The following is a 20,003-nucleotide window of genomic DNA, read 5'->3' on the forward strand; positions in this document are numbered from 1 at the left end:
TTCTTATGCGTCGTAGTCGAGCGTGACGGTCGGCGTGGTCGGGTGGGACTGGCAGGTGAGGACGTAGCCGGCGCGGATCTCGTCGGGCTCGAGGGCCCAGTTCGTGTCCATCCGGACGCTGCCGTCGAGGACCTTGGCCCGGCAGGTGCCGCAGACGCCACCTTTGCAGGCGAAGGGAGCGTCGGAGCGGACCGCGAGTGTCGCGTCGAGGACGGCCTTGGCGTGCTCGGACAGCGCGAAGGTGGAGCGGCGGCCGTCGAGGATGATCGTGACCTGAGCGGCGTCCTCGTCCGTCGCGGCCTCCTCGACCGGTGCCTTCGGGGCCTCGTCGCCGACATGGAAGAGCTCGGCATGCACGTGCTCGCGGGCAACGCCCTCGCTCAGCAGTAGCTCCTGAGCCCCGACGACCATCGCGTATGGACCGCAGAGGAACCACTCGTCGACCGAGTCCATCGGGAGGATCGTCGCGAACATCCGCTGCAACCGGTCCCCGTCGATGCGGCCGCTGAAGAGCTCCACCTCGGTCGTCTCGCGCGACAACACGTGCACCAGGTGGAAGCGTTCGGCGTACCGGTCCTTCAGGTCGGCGAGCTCGTCGGCGAACATCACCGAACCGGCGGTGCGGTTGCCGTAGAGCAGCGTGACGCGGCTCGCCGGCTCGACCGACAGGATCGTCGCGACCAGCGACAGTACTGGCGTGATCCCGCTCCCCGCGGCGACGAACGCGTAGTGCTTCGCATTGGCCGGATCAAGCGTCGTCCCGAAGCGGCCGAGCGGCGTCATCACCTCGAGCTCGTCACCGATCCGCAGTTCCTTCGCGGCGTACGACGAGAAGTCGCCGCCCGGGATCCGTTTCACCCCGATCCGCAGTACGCCCGATCCCTCCGCCGAGCAGATCGAGTAACTCCGGCGGACCTCTTCCCCGGTACGGCGGATCGTCAGGTGCTGCCCGGCGGTGAACTCGTACTCCCCCGCCAGCTCCGGCGGTACGGCGAACGTGATCGCGACCGAGTCGTCGGTGATCGCATCGATCGCCACCACCTTCAACGGATGGAACGTCGCGCGCCGCCGGGGAGCCATCGTGGTCATCTAGATCGCCTTGAAGTGGTCGAAGGGTTCGCGGCAGGAGTTGCACCGCCAGAGCGACTTGCACGAGGTAGACCCGAACCGGCTGAGCTCGCTCGTGTCGAGCGACCCACACAGCGGGCAGCGCACGCTCAGGCTCACCATCACCGGCCCCGTGCCGGTCGGCGGCGCGATGCCGTACTCCGTGAGTTTGGCCTTCCCCACCTCGCTCATCCACTCGGTCGTCCACGCCGGAGACAGAACCGTCTCGACGCGGCCGTCGACACCCAGATGGTTCAGCGTCAGCTCGACCTCGTGACGGATCAGATCCATCGCCGGGCAACCCGAGTACGTAGGCGTGATCGTCACGACCACCTCGTCGCCTTCGTGGCGCACCCCGCGCAGGACACCGAGGTCGGCGATCGTCAGCACCGGCACCTCGGGGTCCGTGACCTCACCGACCGCCTCGAACACCGCCGCATCGGTCACCATGTCGCACCTGGATGCGAACGGGCCACGTGCTGCATCTCGGCGAGGAGGTAGCCCATGTGCTCGGTATGGCGTCCTTCGCGGCCGCCGCTGTGCTGGTACGCCGACGTCGGCCGCTCACACGTCGACTCGTCCACGACCGCCAGCACGCGCTGCAGCCAGGCCTCCTGGAGAGTCGACGGATCGACAGCGACCGGCAACCGCCGCACCAGCTCGTCGGACTCGAACATCTCCCCCGTGTACGGCCACAGCGCGTCCAGCCCGGCCTGCATCCGCCGGTGGCTCTCGTCCGTCCCGTCACCGAGGCGCAGCACCCACTGCGTCGCGTGGTCGACGTGGTACGCGACCTCCTTGACCGCCTTCCCCGCCACGCCGGCCAGCGTCTCGTCGGTGCCGGACCGCAACTCGTCGTACAACAGGTGCTGGTACGTCGCGAAGTACAGCAACCGGGCCATCGCGAAGCCGAAGTCGCCGTTCGGGAACTCGCAGATCTGCAGGTTCAGGAAGTCGCGCTCGTCACGGAAGTAGGCGAGCTCGTCCTCGGTGCGGCCGTCGAGCGAGCCGGCGTACTGCAGCAGCGACCGGGCCTGTCCGAGCTGGTCGAGCCCGATGTTGCCGAGCGCAACGTCTTCCTCGAGCTGCGGCGCGGACGCGATCCACTCGGCCGTCCGCTGCGCCGCGATCAGCGCGTCGTCGGCAAGCCGGAGCGTGTAGGCGAACAGGTCGTTCACAGGTGCTCGACGCCTTCCGGGACCTCGTAGAACGTCGGATGCCGGTACACCTTGTCGGCGGCCGGGTCGAAGAACTTGTCCTTCTCGTCCGGACTCGACGCGGTGATGTCCGCGGCCCGCACCACCCAGATCGACACACCTTCCTGGCGGCGGGTGTACACGTCCCGCGCGTTCCGCAACGCCATCGTCGCGTCCGGGGCGTGCAGGCTCCCGACGTGCGTGTGCGACAGCCCGCGGCGCGACCGCACGAAAACTTCCCACAACGGCTCGACGCTCATGCGGCACCTGCCTTCACCGATCGCTTGGCCGCGTAGGCAGCCGCAGCCTCGCGGACCCACGCGCCGTCCTCGTGCGCCTTGACCCGCTTGGCGAGCCGCTGCTCGTTGCACGGACCGTTGCCCTTGACAACGTCGTACAGCTCCGCATAGTCCGGCTCGGTGAACCGGTAGTGCCCCGTCGAGGCGTCGTACGACAACCCGTCGTCCGGAACCCGGATCCCCAGTACGTCGGCCTGCGGGACGGTCATGTCGACGAAACGCTGGCGCAGTTCGTCGTTGCTGTGCCGCTTGATGCCCCACGCCATTGACTGCTCGGAGTGCGTGGACGCGGAGTCCGGCGGGCCGAACATCATCAGCGACGGCCACCACCAGCGGTTCAGCGCGTCCTGCGCCATCGCCTTCTGCTCGGGCGTGCCGTTGCACAGCGTGTGCAGGATCTCGAAGCCCTGCCGCTGGTGGAACGACTCCTCCTTGCAGACCCGGACCATCGCCCGCGCGTACGGCCCGTAGGAGCAGCGGCACAGCGGCACCTGGTTGACGATCGCGGCGCCGTCGACCAGCCAGCCGATCGCGCCGATGTCGGCCCAGGTGAGGGTCGGGTAGTTGAAGATGCTGGAGTACTTCTGCTTCCCGCTGTGCAGCAGGTCGAGCAGGTCCGCGCGGTCCACGCCGAGCGTCTCCGCGGCGGCGTACAGGTAGAGACCGTGGCCGGCCTCGTCCTGCACCTTGGCCATCAGGATCGCCTTGCGGCGCAGCGACGGCGCGCGGCTGATCCAGTTGCCTTCGGGCTGCATGCCGATGATCTCGGAGTGCGCGTGCTGCGCGATCTGCCGGATCAGGGTCTTGCGGTACCCCTCGGGCATCGCGTCCCGCGGCTCGATCCGGCCGTCGGCGTCGATGGTCGCCTGGAAGCTGTCCATACCCCCAGCATATGTGACACTTTTTCTCAGAATCAACAGAGACTGTCACAAAGGTGGACCTGGACCTACCCCGCGAAGTGGGGGTGACGCACTGGGGCGCCGGGCCGGGCGGCGCGAGGATTCTGTTATCCGTTCAAGGGCTTAACAGTTTCCCGGAGGACCCCGTGACCACCACTCTTACCGCCGCCCCGGCCGTCGACCACCGCGGTCCGGTCACCGGCCGCGAGCGCGCGCTGGCGCCGGACCTGATCCGCGGCGCGATGCTGCTGCTGATCGGGCTCGCGAACAGCGCCAACTTCGCCTTCGCCGGCCAGCCCGGCCTGGAGAGCTCGCCGCACGGCTTCGAGCGCATCCTGAACTTCCTCAAGCTGACCCTCGTCGACGCCCGCGCCTACCCGGTGTTCGCGGTGATGTTCGGCTACGGCCTGGTCCAGCTGGCCCGGCGGCAGCGGTCCGCGGGCGCCACCCCCGGCGCCGTACGGCGGATCCTGCTCAAGCGCAACGCCTGGCTGGTCGCCTTCGGACTGGCGCACGCGACGCTGCTGTACTTCGGTGACTTCCTCGGCGCATACGGCGTCGTCGGCATCCTCTGCACCCTGTTCCTGCTCAACCGCAGCGACAAGTTCCACCGGATCGTCTTCGTGATCTGGGCGCTGATGGCGGTCGAGGCCGTCGCGTTCGGGGCCAAGGCCGTGCTCGCCATCGTCAACAACTCCGGTCCCGCGCAGCCGTTGACCAACTCCCCCAACCCGTCCCTCGGCGCGACCTCCTACTTCGCGAGCATGGTCGACCGGCTGCACGAGTACCCGATGCACGCGGCCAGCGTGCTGGGTGTCACCGTCATCGTCTGGCTGGGCATCTGGGCAGCCCGCAAGCAGATCCTGGAGAACCCGGGCGCGCACAAGACCCTGCTGAAGTCGGTCGCCGCCGGCGGGCTCGGGCTGACCGTCCTCGGTGGTCTGCCGCTCGCGCTGGTCGGCGCCGGCTGGCTGCACGTCGGCAAGGCCGCTGTCGATGCCCTGGGCACCCTTTCGCACGTCAGCGGGATGTTCGGCGGTCCTGGGTACGTCGCTCTGTTCGCGCTGCTGGTCACCCGGATCAAGAAGCAGTCGCTCCCGGTCCGCGCGATCTCCGCGCTCGGCCAGCGGTCGCTGTCCGGGTATCTGTTCCAGTCGGTTGCGTGGACGGTGCTGCTGGCCCCGTTCATGCTGGACCTGCGGTTCGGCAGCACGGCGTACACCGCGGCGCTGGTGGCGATCGGCGTCTGGATCATCTCGGTGCTCGGGTCGTACGCGATGAGCCGCCGTTCCTACCGCGGCCCAGCCGAGACGCTGCTCCGCAAGCTCGTCTACTGAAGCTCTTTGAGGGTGGGGAAAAGGGCAGCGGAGGGGTTTGGGAGGATGGCGGGCATGAGTGACTTCGGCGTTCCGGAACCCGCCAACCTCTCGGATCTGTCCGGCGCGTCCGGCGACTCCCCGGTGGCCGACACGAGCGTCCGCCTCGCCCTTCCGGCGGAGGCGAACGAGATCGGCGAGATCCAGGTCGCGGCCTGGCGGACGTCGTACGCCGGACTGCTTCCCGCCGACGTCCTCGCCGACCTGAACCCGGCGCAGTTCGCGGCCCAGTGGCGGGCCGCGTTGCTCGCGCCGGGTGAGGCACGCAACCGGGTGATGGTCGCGCTGGCCGGCCGCACGCTGGTCGGGTTCGCGGCCATCACGCCGTCGGACGACCCGGACGCCGACGCGCAGCGGGACGCGTTGATCGCCGAGCTCGCGGTCAGCCCCGAGGCGACCCGCGCCGGCCACGGGTCCCGGCTGCTGAACGCGGTCGTCGACACGATCCGCGCCGACGGCTTCGGCCGCGTGACGGTCTGGGTCAACTCCACCGACGACGTACTGCGGGCCTTCTACACCGAAGCCGGGTGGGCTCCCGACGGCGCCCACCGCGAGCTCGATCTGTACGGCGACGAGTCGGTCCGCATCAAGCAGATCCGGCTGCACACGGACCCCGGCACCGAATAACTCCCGCAGTACCAGCGCCCTAGCAGGCTCGTGAACGGCGACGAGCCGGGGGTGGTGCTCGACCGCGCGTGGGTGGCATGACAGATTGTCACGGTCCGATCACGCAAGGCCATCCGCTGGAGTCTGCATGAAGTACCTCACCCTGGCCGTCGGCCTAGGGCTTTCCGCAGTCGCCGTCCTCGTCGTCCCCGGCTCGGGCGCGACCGCGTCGATGAACGCGACGACCGTCGTCGACGCACCGCACCAGGTCGCGAACAAGTACCTGGACCAGAAACCGCAGTGGATCCCCTGCGGTGACACCGAGCTCCGCACGTACTGCACGAAGATCACCGTCCCGCGTGACTGGGCCAACCAGTACGCCGGAAAGGACCTGCAGATCGCGGTCAGCAAGGTCGCGCCGGCCAAGGGCAACAAGCCGAGCCGGGTCGTGTTCGGCAACCCGGGCGGGCCCGGTGGCGCCGGCCTCGGTATGGCGCCGTACCTGGCCGGTCAGGCGGCGCTCGCGAAGGACCACCTCGCCGTCGGCTTCGACCCTCGGGGCACGGGAGGCAGCTCGAACGTCAGCTGCGACGGCAGCCCGGGCTACACGATGGACGCCCGCGACCGCGACCCCGCGAACCGCGACCTGATCTCCGAGGCGTCCGAGATGGCCCAGCAGTACTGCGACCGCCAGTCGCGCGGCCTGCTCCCCTACATCACCACGGCGCAGACCGTGCAGGACATGGACCTGATCCGGCGGCTGCTCGGCTTCGACACCATCGACTACGTCGGGTACTCCGGCGGCACCTGGCTCGGCGCGTACTACCAGACCTACTTCCCCGAGCACGTCGGCCGCTTCGTCCTCGACTCGAACACGGACTTCACCAGGACCTGGCTGGACACCTTCGCCGGCCAGCCGCAGGCGTTCGAGCGCCGGTTCCGCGAGGACTTCGCGACCTGGGCGGCGAAGTACGACGACCAGCTGCACCTCGGATCGTCACCCGGTGCGGTCGTCCGTGCCTACGAACGGTTACGACGGTCGCTGAAGGAGCGGCCGGCCACCGAGGAGTTCATGGACGCCGGGGTCCAGGTCACCTATGACCAGAACACCTTGGACCAGATGGTCACCGAGGATATGTACTCGAAGCTCGACTTCCATTCCCTGGCGGTCGACCTGGCATTTCTCCGCGACCTTTCCGCGGCCCAGGAACACGGCGGTCCGCAGGCCGCGCAGCGGCGCGTCGACGCGCTCTCGACGGCCCGCCAGCGGCAGCTCGTGCAGCGCGCGAACCGTTCCCCGGTCGGCCTGCGAATGCTCGGAGCGGACGACGCCGAGGACGCCACCTTCACCGCGATCACCTGCAACGACACCGCCTGGCCGCAGGGCCGTGAGTACGGCGAGCAGCTCGCCGCCCGCCTCGGTCCGCACTACCCGCTGGTCGGCTGGACGATGACCGAGAACCCGTGCTTCTACTGGGACCGCCCGAACCTCACGATGCCGACACCGACCGGCAAAGGCTTGCCCACAACGCTGATGGTGCAGTCTTTGCACGACCCGGCCACCAACTACGGCCTCGCCACCGCGGCCCACAGCAGGTACGCCGGCTCGCGGCTGCTCACCGTCACGGGCGAAGGTGACCACGGCGTCTACGGCGGCGTGAACAAGTGCGCGGACCGGATCGTCAACACGTTCCTCACCACCGGGGTCGCACCGGCCAAGGACGCCAGTTGCCGCGGCGAGGGGATCCCGGCACCGGACCGCGAGCAGCCCGGACTCGGGGACACGACCGGCTACGCGCACGGTGCTCCTTTACGAAAGATCGCCGGATTCACAAAAGCTATTTCCGGATATCTGCCCTGACGAGCGTTTGAATCCTGCCGCGTATTTTCCTACGCACCGAAAGAATCCGGTCACCGTCGGCGAAAATGGCCTGGCGCTTTCGTTGTCAGGACAAATTTGTCAGGGCGATGTCAGGGTTGCGTCCCTGTGCGACGCTGCGTGATCACGGCAACCTTGATTCAGCGCGGAGGAACCGGCCGTCGACCGGGAGGGCTCGATGACGGTGCCGTCGCCGACGTGGCTTCGGCCGGCTGTGGGGTGGGGGGACTGCCTGGGGGGTCAGACAGAGGACACAGCCGGCCGGGTCACATTTCTCGAACCGCGCCTTCAGATCCCTCGCGGGGCATCGTCGATCCCCCAGGTCGTGGTGCTCCGCGAGGCAGGCGTCCGACCAGGATCGGCGCCCGGATCGGCTGCACGGACCGGAATCGGCCTCAGAGCGGATCGCGGGTCCAGCCCGCAGTGGGTGTCGTCCCAGGTGGCGGATAGCCGTCGGCGACCGCCGCCAGTGGTGCGGCCCGACCTGCCGACCAGGCGACCCGGAACTCCCGTCGTTCGAGCGACGCTTCGACCGCGGCTCGGGTGGCGTCGCAGTCGGCCTTCTCGATCGCAGGTACCGGTGCCTGGATGACCTCGCGGACCCCGTCCGCGGCCCCGAGCAGGAACGCGGCGTACTCGCTGCGGCCGCGGTGCTGGGCGACCGCCGCCAGTTCCTCGAGCACGCTGGCCGACCGCCACCGGTCGCCGAGATCGCGGTGCTCGGCCAGGCTCTCGTCGAGCAGGTGTACGGCGCGTTCGGTCAGGCCGCGGCGGCGTTCGATGATGCCGAGCTGGTTGAGCGACCAGGCGACGCCCTCGCGGTAGCCGAGCCGCTGCGCGAGCGCGAGGGCCTCCTGCAGGAGATCCTCGGCCTCGACGAGCTCACCGCCGTACTGCGCGATCGCGCCCAGGCTGATCAGGGACCAGGCGAGGCCCTCGCCGTCGCCGACCACCCGGAAGCTGTCGCGGGCGCGCCGGCAGCGCCGGGCGCCGACCTCGAGATCGCCACGCAGCCAGGCGACCAGGCCGAGGTGATTGTGCGCCGACGCCATCCCGGCCCGGTCGCCGAGGCTCTCGTACAGGTCGTAGCTCTCGCAGTGCAGATCCTCCGCGGTCTCGTAGTCGCCGCGCTCGCGGGCGACTCCGCCGAGGCGTTGCAGCACCTGCGCCGTTCCCACCTTGTCGCCGAGGTCCTTGTACTGCTGCAGGGCGGCCTGCAGCCGTTCGGTCGCCACGTCGTACTCGCACTGGAGGAAGGCAAGCGTTCCGGCCCCCAGGTTCGCTTTGGCGCAGGCGTCGGACAGGTCGGCCATCACGTCGGACGGCGTCGCGTCGCCGAGCGCCAGGGCCCGCTCCAGCCATCGGCTGCCCTCGGCGTAATGCCCGCGCAGGTAGCAGAACTGCCAGAGCCCGCTCGCCAGGCGCAGGGCCTGGGCGACCGAGTTGGTCCGCAGCGCCCACGCCATCGCGGACCGCAGGTTGTCGAGTTCGCGCTCCAGCCGCTCGAGCCACTCCCCCTGCCGTGGACCGCGCAGGTGCTCCTCGGACTCCTCGGCCAGTCGCAGGAAGAACTGCGCGTGCCGGCCGGATGCCTCCTCGGCGTGACCCGCGGTCCGCAGCCGCTCGTTGGCGAACTCGCGGATGACGGCGAGCATGTGGTACCGCGCGACGCCGCCCCGCCGGATGACCCGGATCAGCGACTTGTCCGCGAGCCGTCCGATCAGGTCGACCGCCTCGGCGCGCTCCGCAGGCCCCGGATCGGTCTGCCCGGACATCACCGTGGCCGCCGCGTTCAGCGTCCACCCGCCGACGAAGACCGACAGCTGCGCGAACACGTCGCGCTCGGCCGGGGTCAGCAGCGCGTGGCTCCATTCGATCGCGCCGTACATCGAGGCCTGGCGTGGCGTCGCGGTGCGCGAGCCACCGGCCAGGATGGTGAACGATGTCTCCAGCTCGGTGGCGAGTTCCTCGATCGTCATCACGTTGGTCCGGGCCGCGGCCAGCTCGATCGCGAGCGGCATGCCCTCCAGCCGGCGTACCACTCGCGCGACCTGGTCCAGCTCGCCCGTCGGGTCGTAGCCGCGCGCGCTGGCCCGCTCGACGAACAGCCGGACCGCCCCGGACGATTCCAGCTCGTCGTCGTGCGGCAGTCCGAGCGCGGGTACGACGTACACGCTCTCCCCCGGCAGTCGCAGGAGCTCGCGACTGGACGCCAGGATCGACAGGTTCGGGCAGTACTCGAGCAGGGCGGCGCAGACCTGGCCGACCGTCGCGACCACGTGCGAGCAGTTGTCGAACGTCAGCAGCATCGTGCCGCGGCCGATCCGCTCGGCGATCTCCTCGACCAGCCGGGTGCTCTCCATCGGGTGCAGGCCGAGCGACGCCGCGATCGCCGGTACGACGGCCGACGAGTCGGTCAACGTCGCGAGCGGCACCCAGCAGACGCCGTCCGGGAACGCGTCGGCGACCTCGGCCACCACCGCCATCGTGAGGCGCGTCTTGCCGACGCCGCCCGGGCCGGTCAAGGTGAGCAAACGAGTGATTCGCTGGCCCAGCACGCGACTCGCCGCGGTCAGCTCGGTCGTCCGCCCGATCAGTTCGTTGGTCGGTGCCGGCGGTTGCCGCATCGGCGGGCGGCCGGGGTCGGCCTCCTGGCGGGCCGCCGCGGTGAGCAGCGACAGGTCGGGCTCGCGGAGTCGCAGCGCGTCCGCGAGCAGGCGCAGTGTATGCGCTCGCGGTGCACGCCGGCGTCCGCGTTCCAAGGCCGCGATCGCGTCGACGCTCAGACCGGCGAGTTCCGCCAGCGCCTCCTGCGACAGCCCGGCCTCCCGCCGATGCCGTCGCAACAAGCCGCCGAACCCGTCCACCTGCACGTCGTCCGAGCCGCGGCGAGACCCGTCTGATGGCACAGGACGGCCCCACCCAGTCTCCGACCTGTACGTGGCGGCTGCCACGTACCTTCCGCACCGAAGGTATCCCGTCCGGCCACGCATTGTCAGTCATCTCGGCCCGTTCCCAGCGAACTCGCAGGGAACTCACCGGATCAGGACGGGGCGCCGTGCTGCCCGATCGCCTTCCGCATCGTCTCCCGCGCGCGCTTGCGGTCCCCCGCGGCGTCGTACGCCGTCGACAGCCGGAACCACACCCGCCAGTCGTCGGGCGAGGCCTCGGCCTCGGCGCGGTACCTCCCGAAGGCCTCGTCCGCGGCCGCCCGCTCGACCCGTCCGGACGGCCGGCGCGGCAGATCGTCGACCGGCAGCCCACCGGCCGCCTCCAGCTCACGCGCCAGTACTTCGGTCTGCCGGCCGAACTGGATCTCGCGCCAGACCAGGTACGCGCCCACCAGCGGGATGACCAGGACCGCGAGCCCGAGCACGACAGGGACCGGCGTACCGACCCGGATCAGCAGGACGCCACGCCAGCCGATCAACCCGCCGTACGCGACGAACACCGCCGCCAGGACGAACGCGGTCCTTTTAGCGGTCATCTCAGGCTAGATCCATGAAGTTCTCGAGGCCGACGGTCAGGCCGGGGGCGGTGCCGATGCTGCGGACGCCGAGCAGAACGCCGGCCATGAACGAGACCCGGGCCATCGAGTCGTGCCGGATCGTCAGCGTCTCGCCCTCGTCGCCGAACAGCACCTCCTGGTGCGCGATCAGGCCACGCAACCGGACGCCGTGCACCCGGATGCCGTCGACATCCGCGCCGCGGGCCCCGTCGAGCGCGGTCGTGGTCGCGTCCGGGATCGGTCCGGCGCCGGCCTCCCGGCGGGCGGCCGCCACGAGCTCCGCCGTACGACGGGCCGTGCCGGAGGGAGCGTCCACCTTGTCCGGGTGGTGCAGCTCGATGATCTCGACGGACTCGTAGTACCGCGCGGCCTGCGCGGCGAACCGCATCATCAGCACGGCGCCGATCGAGAAGTTCGGGGCGATCAGGACGCCGGTGCCCGGGTTCGCGGCGAGCTGCGACTGCAGCGTGGCCAGGCGCTCGTCGTCGAAACCGGTCGTGCCGACGACCGCGTGGATGCCGTGCTCGATGCACCAGGCGAGGTTGTCCATCACGACCTCGGGCCGGGTGAAGTCGACCACGACCTCGGCGCCGGCCTGCGTGAGCGCGGCGAGATCGTCACCCTGGTCGAGCCGCGCGACCAGCTCACAGTCGGCGGCCTCCTCGACCGCGAGGCACGTCTGAGCGCCCATCCTGCCTTTGGCCCCCAGCACACCGACCTTGATCATGCGCAACCTTCCCGTCCCGAACGTCTGTCTGCCGCCTGTCCGATCGAGAGACAGGATCTCATCCGGCCGCCGGAGCGGGGCGCTCGCCCTTCGGTATCCACACCTGCAGACCGATCGTCTGCCGCGCCGGCGCGAGTTGCTCGTAGTCCGCGTGGAAGTCCAGGCCGCAGGTGTGCAGCGCGTTGATCTCCAGGTCCGAGATCTCCCGGTTCAGGATGATCAGCGGCGGGCGGCCGCCGTCCCACGGGCGACCCTTGCGGCAGACCTCTTCGATCCCGGCCGCGGTCCGTTCACGTTCCAGTGGTGCGATCCAGGCCTCGCCGACCGGCCGGCCACCGAGCATCAGCACCAGCCCGGCCATCTTGTCGAAGGCCAGCATCGGCCGACCGCTCGGCTCGGTGTACGGGCGCAGGTCGTTGGCGAGCCGACTGAAGTTCTGCTCGGCGGGCGGCGACAGGCGCAGGCCCTGCAACGCGGGCAGCGTCGCGGGCGCGGTCAACTGCGAGTGCCCGACCGAGCGGTACGGGTAGCGGAACAGACCCGTGTACGCGATCGTCGCCGTCACCACGAGCGAGCCCATCAGCACCAGCCCGAGCGTGGCGCGCGCGGCGATCGGCGTAGCCCAGATCCCGGTCAGCACAGCGATCATGACCGCGGCCCATGCGGCGAACCCGTTGAAGCCGATCGTGTACAGGGGCGTGTTGGTCCCGAACGCCTGCACGAGCGGCAGCAGCACGAGCAGCGCGAGGATGATCCAGGTCCGCAGGTTCTCCCGGCTCAGACGCGAACAGTCCGTCACACCGAAGTGACCCGCGAGCACCGCGCCGACGGCAGCCACCACCGCGACCAGTACGGCGGCCAGCAGCGTCTCGGCGTACATCGCGGTGTGCTGGGAGCCACCGAGTGCGCCGTCGTGGACGATCACCCGGCGTACCGACAGAGCGAGCGCGACCACGGCGAGTACGGCGGCGGCGATGCGGAGCCAGCGCCAGCGGGCGATGACGGCCAGCGCGGTCGCGACCAGGAGAAGGCCGTGCGCGAACAATGTCCGCCCGAGCAACTTCATCGTGCTCGTCCAGTAGAGCTGCAGCAGTTCGGCCGGCGAGTACGACGTACCCGCGATGAACTTGTTGACGGTCAGGATCCCGGGTACCGCGACGTTCAGCCGGACGACGAACAGCTGGACGACGAGCGCCGCCAGCGCGAGTCCACCGAGCGCGAAAAGGATGCCGCGGGCAACGGACCGCCGGCCCTGCCCAGCCAGTACGACGATCGCGGTGATCACGATCAGCCCGATCACCACGACCGAGGTCCACTTCGCCAGCACCATCGCGCCGATCACCAGACCGGCCGCGACGAACACCCAGAACGGCGCCGGGCGACCGCGATCGACAGCGGTCGCCATCCAGAGCACGCAGGAGACCAGGGTCAGCGCGCCGAGCAGGACCACGTCGTTGTAGCCAGGAGACTTCGGCAGCCAGCTGTAACACATACCGCCCGCGGCGAGAATGACCGCCATCCCGGCCAGCTCCCACAGCTTCGTCGGCGGCATGCCCGGCCGTCGGCCGCGCAGCCACCGCATGAAGCTGTAACCGAAGCCCAGATGGACGAGCACCACGGTCACCAGCCGGAACACCCGGAGCGCGACGATGTTGTACCCGAACCACTCGAAAACCGGTCCGTACAGGTACTGCACGCCCGTCAACGCGAGCGGGTTGCTGTCCCACCACCGGTACGAGAGCAGGTAATAGCCCTCGTCGGTGATGTCGAACCCCTCGCGGGCGGCCCGGGCGGCGGTGATGATCCACCAGACGGCCAGGCCACCGGCGATCGCGATCACCCCGACGAGCAGCACGAAACGTCTACCCGCCGGCGAAACCGTACTCACGGCCGCAACCCTAGGCCATCACTCGACAGCTATCCCGCGCGCTGCTCTTTCACACCGGCCGAGTAGGCGTTCTGCGCATCTTCCGCGAAGTGGCACGAAACGGTCTGACCGGACCCGATCTCCCGGAGCACGGGGATGTCCGTGCTGCACTTCGCCTCCGCCCGCAGGCACCGGGTGTGGAACCGGCAACCCGACGGCGGCGACACCGGCGACGGTGGGTCACCGGCCAGCACGATCCGCTCCCGGCCTTGCCGAGCCAGACCGGGCTCGGCGGACAGCAGCGCCTGCGTGTACGGATGCGCGGGGACGTCGTACACCTGCTGGTGCTCGCCCAGCTCGGCGACCTTGCCGAGGTACATCACCGCGACCCGGTCGGAGACGTGCCGGACCACGGACAGGTCGTGCGCGACGAAGATGATGCTCAGGCCGAGCTCGCGCTGCAGCCGCATCAACAGGTTCACCACCTGCGCCTGCACCGACAGGTCCAGCGCCGACACCGGCTCGTCACACAGCAGTACGTCGGGATTCAGCGCGATCGCCCGCGCGATCCCGATCCGCTGCCGCTGACCGCCGGAGAACTGGTGCGGGAACTTCGTCTCGTCCTCGGGCCGCAGACCGACCATCTCGAGCAGCTCCCGGACCCGGGACCGGATGTCGATCCCCTTCGCGACGTCCGGGTGCACCTCGAACGGCTCGGCGACGATCTCGCCGACCCGCATCCGCGGGTTCAGGCTGGAGTACGGGTCCTGGAACACGACCTGCACGTTCCGCCGCCAGCGCCGCAGCTCGCGACCCCGCAGCTTGCTGACATCGACACCGCCGTACGCGATCTGTCCCGACGTCGGCTTCTCGAGCGCCGCGAGCAGCCGGACCAGCGTCGACTTCCCGCAACCGGACTCACCAACGATGCCGAGCGACTCGCCCTTGCGCAGCGTCAGGTCGACACCGTCCACCGCGCGGACCAGAGTCTTGGCGCCGAAGTTCAGCGCCGGGCTGATGTCGTAGTGCTTCTGGACATCCGTTGCCACCAGCAACTCTTCCGGCATCAGACCGCCTCCTTCGCCTCGAGCGTCGTACGCCGGATGCACGCGGCATCACGCCCCGGTCCCACGGTGAGCAACGGCGGCACCTCGGTGGCGCAGTCGTCGATCGCGATCGGGCACCGGGGCCGGAACGCGCACCCGGACGGGATCGCCCGCAGCGACGGCGGCGTTCCCGGAATGGTCGGTAGCTCCCGGCCCTTCAGGTCGGCCGAAGGCATCGAGCCGAGCAGGCCTTCGGTGTACGGGTGCACGGGATGTTCCAGCGCTGCCGACGTCGCGGCCCGCTCGACCACGTGACCGGCGTACATCACCACGACGTTGTCGGCGACGTCCGAGACCACGCCGAGGTCGTGGGTGATCAGTACGACCCCCATGTCCCGCTCGGCCTGCAGCTCCGCGATCAGTTCCAGGATCTGCGCCTGCACCGTCACGTCGAGCGCCGTGGTCGGCTCGTCCGCGATCAGTACGTCGGGATCGAGCGCGAGCGCCATCGCCAGCATGACGCGCTGCCGCATACCGCCGGAGAACTCGTGCGGATAGTCCCGCACCCGTTTCGCCGCGGCCGGGATCCGCACCTGGTCGAGCATCTCCGCGGCACGCTTCATCGCGTCCTGCTTCGACAGCCCGCGGTGCACCCGGTAGCACTCGGCGATCTGGGTCCCGACCGACTGCACCGGGTTCAGCGCCGACAGCGAGTCCTGGAACACCATCGTGATCCGGTCGCCGACGATCTTGCGCCGCTCCTTGGTGGTCATCGAGATCAGGTCCGCACCGCGGTACTCCGCCGTACCGGACACGATCCGGCCGGGCGGCATCTCCAGGATCCCGGTCAGCGCCTGGGTCGAGACACTCTTGCCCGACCCCGACTCCCCCAGGATCGCCAACGTCTCCCCGGCCCGAACCTGCCAGGACACCCCGTCGACGGCCCTGACCGCACCCCGGGGAGTGTCGAACTCCACGGAGAGGTCTTCGACCTTGAGCAGTACTTCGCCAATACTCATCGCATCAACTTCGGGTCGAGGGCGTCCCGGATGGAGTCGCCGATGATCATGAACGAGATCGTCATCGTGGAGATGAACAACGCCGGCCAGATGAACAGGTGCGGGGTCTCCCGCAAGGAGGCGGCCACGCCGAACTGCGATCCCCACGAGATCGACGGCGGTTGCAGGCCGACTCCGAGGAACGTCAGCGAGGCCTCCAGACCGATCAGACCACCGATGCCGAGCGTCGTCATCGCGAGCAGCGGCGCCATCGCGTTCGGGAACACGTGCTTGCGCAGGATTCGCAACGGCGGCGCACCAATCGATCGCGCAGCCAGAACGTACTCACGATTGCGCACCGAGAACACCGTGGATCGCATGATTCGCATCCCCTGCGGCCACCCGGTGACCAAGATGATCGCGACGATGATCCAGATGCTCCGGTTCGGCACCGAGTTCAGGATCACGATCAGCGCGATCAGCCCTGGCAGGGCGAACAGGACATCGGCGACTCGTGAGATGACGGTGTCCACCAGCCCAGGGAAGTATCCGGCGAGCAATCCGAGCAACCCGGCGACGACGAAGCCGCCGAGCCCCGCTACCAGGCTGACCAGCACCGACGGCCGCGCGCCGTAAATGACGTTGGCCAGATAGTCGCAGCCCTGGATGTCGAAGCCGAACGGGTGCCCGGGCTCGCGCCCGTGCTGGCTCTTGGCGAGCTCGCAGAACCGCGGGTCCACCGAAGTGAACACCCGCGGCACCGCGGCCATCAGGAAGAAGGCCAGCACGAGTAGCAGACAGATGTCGAACTGCGGTTTGCGCAGCAGCGCAACGAGCAGCTCGCGGTTGGACAGTGTCCGGCCTTCGAGGTCCTGTGACTCGGCCCCGAAAACCTGCTGGGTCTCAGACATTACGCACCCTCGGATCGATCGCGCCGTATACAACGTCGACGACCAGGTTGATGAGGATGAACATCAGGAACGCCAGCGTGGACAGCAGCATCACGACGCCACCTTCCTTCAGCTTGATCGCCTGGAACATGAACTGGCCAAGGCCTGGCAGGTTGAAGATGCTCTCTGCCAGCACCGCACCGGCGAAGATCCCGGCCACATCGATGCCCATCAGCGTCACCATCGGCAGGAGCGCGTTCGGCAACACGTGATGCCAGAGGATCCGCTGCTCCAGCAGTCCCTTGGCTCGCGCGGTCTTGACGAAGTCCGCGTTGGCGGTATCGACGATCGAGGTCCGCGTCAGACGCGCCAAGCCGGCGAAGGCCGTGACGCCGATGCAGAGCGCCGGCAGCAAGTAGGACAGCGGCCAGCCGTCACGGATCCCTGACACCGGAAGCCACTTCAATTGGACACCGAACAGGTACTGGCCGGTGAAGTACAGCACCAGGCCGGGCACCGCCAGCACGATAAGTGTTGCCAGCAGCAACAGCCGGTCAACGACGCCGTTGCGGCGGAATCCGGCGTACAGGCCGAACAGCAGACCGAACACCCACTGGAAAACGAGACTCATCGACGCCAGCTTCAGCGTCACCGGGATGCGCAGGCTCAGCTGGTCGGCGATGTCCGCGCCAGCGAACGTGGTCCCGAAATGCCCGGTGAAGATGTCCTTCATGCTGAGCAGGTACTGAACGATGAACGGGTCGTCCAGGTGGAACTGAGCCCGCTTGGCGGCCAGCACCGCGGCCGGGATCGGTTTGTCTCCGGCCAGCTCCCGCAGGGGGTCTCCGGGCATCGCGAAGACGAGCGCGAAGACCCCCAGCGTGACGATCAGGCCGATCGGAATCGCCGCGAGGATGCGGCGCAGAATGAAGCGAATCACTTGAAAGTTGCCCAGAGCGCCGAGACACCGACGTACTTCGAGACTCGCGGCTCGATCTTCTGCGAGTGCAGGTACGCGTTCGACTTGGTGTACAGCGGGATCAGCGGCATGTCCTCGAGCGCGATGTCCTCCGCCTGCTGGTAGAGCGTGATCGCCTTCTCCGGGTCCGGTTCGGCGTCGCCCTTGGCCAGGACGGCGTCCAGCGCCGGGTTGGCGTAGCCGGAGAAGTTCGCGTCACCGTTGGACTTGAACATCGGCGTCAGGTAGTCCTCGATCGAGGGGTAGTCGTGACCCCAGCCGCTGAACCGCAGACCGTCCAGCTTGCGGCTGTCGGCCAGCTCGGTGATCTCCGAGCTCTGCTTGCCGGTGTACTTCACCTGCAGGCCGAGGTTCTGCCGCAGCATGTTGCCGATCGCCTCGGCGAAGATCTGGCCGGTCGCCGACGTGGTGCTGTAGTTGATGTTCAGCACGCCGGAGAAGCCGCCGGCCGCAGCCAGGTCCGCCTTCGCCTTGGTGGCGTCGAAGTCGCAGTACTTGCAGGCGTTGTCGCGGTAGCCCTTCATGTCCGGCGCGACCAGGCCCTTGGCGGGCTCGGACAGGCCGACCAGGTCGGCGAACGCCTTGCGGTCGATCGCCTCCGAGAACGCGTGCCGCAGCTTCGGGTTCTTGAACCGGGCGTCCCACGCCGGGAAGACCAGGTAGTTGGCGCCCGAGCTGACGCTGGTCACCCACTGGTCCGGTGCGTCGGTCTTGAAGCTCTTGACCTTGGTCGACGGGACGTCGACGAAGTCGATGTTGCCGGCCAGGAACTCGTTGTACGCCGTGTCCGCGTTCGGGATGAACCGGTACGTGATGGCGTCGGCCTGCGGCGCGGGGCCGGCCTTGTAGCCGTCCCACTTGGCCAGCTTGATGTCGTCACCGGCGTTCCAGTCGGCGGCCAGCTTGTACGGGCCGTTGCCGATCGGCTTGCGCTTGTAGGCGTCCGGGTTCTTCCGCACCTCTTCGGGCAGCGGCGCCAGACCCAGGTACTGCAGGGTCAGGCCGAACTGCGAGAACGGCACCTTGAGCTTCACCGTGAAGGTCAGGTCGTCGACCTGCTTCAGGCCGCTCAGCGTCTTCACCGCGGTCGGCTTCGGCGTGGCGCCGTCCGCCGTCGGCGGGTTCAGCGCGTCGTACCCGTCGACCTTGGAGAAGAAGCCGTTGTTCTTCCAGGCGTTCGAGCCCTCGGCGGTCATGTTCCAGCTGTCGACGTAGTCCTTGGCGGTGATCGCCTGGCCGTTCTGGAACGTGTTGCCGGCCTTGAGCTTGATCGTCCAGGTCTGGCTGGTCTTGTCCGGCGTGACCGAGTCGGCCATCACGTTCTGCAGCTTGCCGGTCTCCGGATCGGTGGTCACCAGCGGGGCGAAGATCGCCATCGAGACCCCGATACCCGGGGTGCTGTTGTCGTTCAATGGGTTGATGTACTCCAGCGGGTCGGCCGCCATCGCGATGACCTCGCTCTTGGTGCCAGAGCCGCCTCCACTGCTGCTCTTGCCGTCTCCACAAGAGGCGAGCACCAGCGCAAGGCCAAGTGCCACCCCCACAACCCCACTCAGACGTCGCACGGTCAAACCAACTTCCTCGGCGGGAGGGCCGCTAAGCGGACGGAACAAGCGTCATGGTGGCTGGTCGAAACTGCGCATGTCAACGTTGTCAGACACAAATCCACCCCTCGACACGTAGGAGTTATCATCCAAGACCTCAGATGACCTGCCCGGCTCGGCCACCGGCATCGCCTGAGGAGTCGAGATCAGCAGCGAAGTCATCAGACGTCATGGCAGCGGTATCGATTGCGCTCTGTGCGCACAAACGCGCAATCGGGAACGTCGATCAGTGCGGGAAGGCCTTGATCAAGCGTTCCGTGATCGTCGGCAGATCGGCGGCACGGCGGTACCGGCGATCCACCTCGGCGACGACCGATCGCGTGTCACCCGAGAGCACATCGGGCAGAGACAAGGCAATCCGCCGGTCGGGGTCGTCGAAGGCCGAATAGTAGTCGCGGAACTTGTTCGGCCCGCCGATCCGCTCGTCGTCACTGAAAGCGACGTACGCGTTGGGGGTCCCTACACTGTCCGCGACTACTAGGCCGTGAAGGCTTGAGGACAGGACGAACTGACACCGCGCGACGTGCTGCACGACCGTGGGCGGTGGCCCGGTCGCATCGATGACAGTCACGCCCGGCCAATTGCGCAACTCAGCAACGGCCGGCCGCTCGGCGTCCAGAAAGTGTGGGACAACCCCGAGCAGATACTCCTTGCGCGGGGACCCCTTGAGCAGGACGTGGGCCAGCAGACCTGGGTCCCCTAGGGCGACGTCTGCTTCCAGGTCCGTGACTCTCGACCTGGTCAGCTTGCCACGCAGCGCCGCGACTCCGAACTCCTCGGCCGCAATCAGCCCGCTCGTCTCCCAGATCATGCCGCAGCCCCATAGCACCGGACGATTCTTGCCTTTGAACGCCATCAGCATCTCGATGACGGAGCCGGTCCCCGCGATCTCGCAGGCGTCAGGCTCGGCCCAGACCGCCCGCCGACCGAACAGCGCGTCGAGCAGGTACGGCCCGAGTTCGTCGCCGAAATTGCCCCAGTCGTGTGATCGCGGCCGCCACCAGTACATACGCAGCGGCGCT

Annotated in this window: 18 protein-coding genes; 3 read left to right on the top strand and 15 right to left on the bottom strand. The window is 68.5% G+C overall.

The window, feature by feature from the left end; translation table 11 throughout:
• Positions 1-3: 3 nt before the first annotated feature.
• From paaE to paaA, 5 genes are read right to left on the bottom strand one after another with little or no spacing between them, the layout of a single operon-like run.
• Entirely contained in the window at positions 4-1,089 is a 1,086-nt protein-coding gene (gene paaE, locus AC0662_RS11555; protein WP_478300104.1) for a 1,2-phenylacetyl-CoA epoxidase subunit PaaE, read from the bottom strand.
• Positions 1,090-1,557: a 1,2-phenylacetyl-CoA epoxidase subunit PaaD gene (gene paaD, locus AC0662_RS11560; RefSeq protein WP_452194242.1), complete on the bottom strand. Its 468-nt coding sequence runs from the start codon at positions 1,555-1,557 to the stop codon at positions 1,090-1,092.
• Positions 1,551-2,285, bottom strand: a complete 735-nt coding sequence (paaC, locus tag AC0662_RS11565) for a 1,2-phenylacetyl-CoA epoxidase subunit PaaC (RefSeq protein ID WP_478300106.1) — start codon at positions 2,283-2,285, stop codon at positions 1,551-1,553. Before paaC ends, paaD begins: the two co-directional genes overlap by 7 nt.
• Positions 2,282-2,563 carry a 1,2-phenylacetyl-CoA epoxidase subunit PaaB gene (paaB, locus tag AC0662_RS11570; RefSeq protein ID WP_478300108.1) on the bottom strand — a complete coding sequence of 94 codons (282 nt, stop codon included), beginning with the start codon at positions 2,561-2,563 and terminating at the stop codon, positions 2,282-2,284. The genes paaC and paaB overlap by 4 nt, the downstream gene beginning before the upstream one ends.
• The gene (gene paaA / locus AC0662_RS11575) at positions 2,560-3,483 is read right to left on the bottom strand and encodes a 1,2-phenylacetyl-CoA epoxidase subunit PaaA (RefSeq protein ID WP_478300110.1); all 924 of its coding nucleotides are present in this window, start codon (positions 3,481-3,483) and stop codon (positions 2,560-2,562) included. Before paaA ends, paaB begins: the two co-directional genes overlap by 4 nt.
• A gap of 164 nt (positions 3,484-3,647) precedes the next feature.
• On the opposite strand from paaA, the gene AC0662_RS11580 reads away from it, so the two are divergent.
• From AC0662_RS11580 to AC0662_RS11590, 3 genes are all read left to right on the top strand, one after another.
• Positions 3,648-4,838 (top strand): DUF418 domain-containing protein, encoded by a 1,191-nt coding sequence (locus AC0662_RS11580; protein WP_478300112.1) that lies wholly within the window; start codon positions 3,648-3,650, stop codon positions 4,836-4,838.
• A gap of 54 nt (positions 4,839-4,892) precedes the next feature.
• A complete protein-coding gene (locus AC0662_RS11585; RefSeq protein ID WP_452194251.1) occupies positions 4,893-5,504 on the top strand; it encodes a GNAT family N-acetyltransferase in 612 nt (203 codons plus the stop codon).
• 127 nt (positions 5,505-5,631) lie between these two features.
• Positions 5,632-7,344: an alpha/beta hydrolase gene (locus AC0662_RS11590; RefSeq protein ID WP_478300113.1), complete on the top strand. Its 1,713-nt coding sequence runs from the start codon at positions 5,632-5,634 to the stop codon at positions 7,342-7,344.
• Positions 7,345-7,757: 413 nt separating this feature from the next.
• Here AC0662_RS11590 and AC0662_RS11595 read toward each other — a convergent pair whose 3' ends face one another.
• The 10 genes from AC0662_RS11595 to AC0662_RS11640 form a co-directional block, all read right to left on the bottom strand.
• The gene (locus AC0662_RS11595; RefSeq protein WP_478300115.1) at positions 7,758-10,271 is read right to left on the bottom strand and encodes an ATP-binding protein; all 2,514 of its coding nucleotides are present in this window, start codon (positions 10,269-10,271) and stop codon (positions 7,758-7,760) included.
• 134 nt (positions 10,272-10,405) lie between these two features.
• On the bottom strand, positions 10,406-10,849 hold the full coding sequence (locus tag AC0662_RS11600) for a hypothetical protein (protein WP_478300117.1): 444 nt from the start codon (positions 10,847-10,849) through the stop codon (positions 10,406-10,408).
• Between the two features lies 1 nt (position 10,850).
• The gene (gene dapB, locus AC0662_RS11605) at positions 10,851-11,597 is read right to left on the bottom strand and encodes a 4-hydroxy-tetrahydrodipicolinate reductase (RefSeq protein WP_452194258.1); all 747 of its coding nucleotides are present in this window, start codon (positions 11,595-11,597) and stop codon (positions 10,851-10,853) included.
• A gap of 58 nt (positions 11,598-11,655) precedes the next feature.
• Positions 11,656-13,485, bottom strand: coding sequence for a hypothetical protein (locus AC0662_RS11610; protein WP_452194260.1), 1,830 nt, complete (start codon positions 13,483-13,485; stop codon positions 11,656-11,658).
• Between the two features lie 29 nt (positions 13,486-13,514).
• On the bottom strand, positions 13,515-14,531 hold the full coding sequence (locus AC0662_RS11615) for an ABC transporter ATP-binding protein (RefSeq protein ID WP_452194261.1): 1,017 nt from the start codon (positions 14,529-14,531) through the stop codon (positions 13,515-13,517).
• Complete coding sequence (locus AC0662_RS11620) at positions 14,531-15,529, bottom strand: ABC transporter ATP-binding protein (RefSeq protein WP_452194262.1); 999 nt, start codon at positions 15,527-15,529, stop codon at positions 14,531-14,533. The genes AC0662_RS11615 and AC0662_RS11620 overlap by 1 nt, the downstream gene beginning before the upstream one ends.
• Complete coding sequence (locus AC0662_RS11625) at positions 15,526-16,419, bottom strand: ABC transporter permease (protein WP_452194263.1); 894 nt, start codon at positions 16,417-16,419, stop codon at positions 15,526-15,528. Before AC0662_RS11625 ends, AC0662_RS11620 begins: the two co-directional genes overlap by 4 nt.
• Positions 16,412-17,338 carry an ABC transporter permease gene (locus tag AC0662_RS11630; RefSeq protein ID WP_452194265.1) on the bottom strand — a complete coding sequence of 309 codons (927 nt, stop codon included), beginning with the start codon at positions 17,336-17,338 and terminating at the stop codon, positions 16,412-16,414. Before AC0662_RS11630 ends, AC0662_RS11625 begins: the two co-directional genes overlap by 8 nt.
• Positions 17,335-18,915, bottom strand: a complete 1,581-nt coding sequence (locus AC0662_RS11635) for a peptide ABC transporter substrate-binding protein (protein ID WP_452194267.1) — start codon at positions 18,913-18,915, stop codon at positions 17,335-17,337. Before AC0662_RS11635 ends, AC0662_RS11630 begins: the two co-directional genes overlap by 4 nt.
• Before the next feature lie 292 nt (positions 18,916-19,207).
• The gene (locus AC0662_RS11640; protein WP_452194268.1) at positions 19,208-19,990 is read right to left on the bottom strand and encodes a polysaccharide pyruvyl transferase family protein; all 783 of its coding nucleotides are present in this window, start codon (positions 19,988-19,990) and stop codon (positions 19,208-19,210) included.
• Positions 19,991-20,003: the final 13 nt, after the last annotated feature.

The sequence above is a fragment of the Kribbella sp. NPDC043289 genome, from assembly GCF_056436705.1.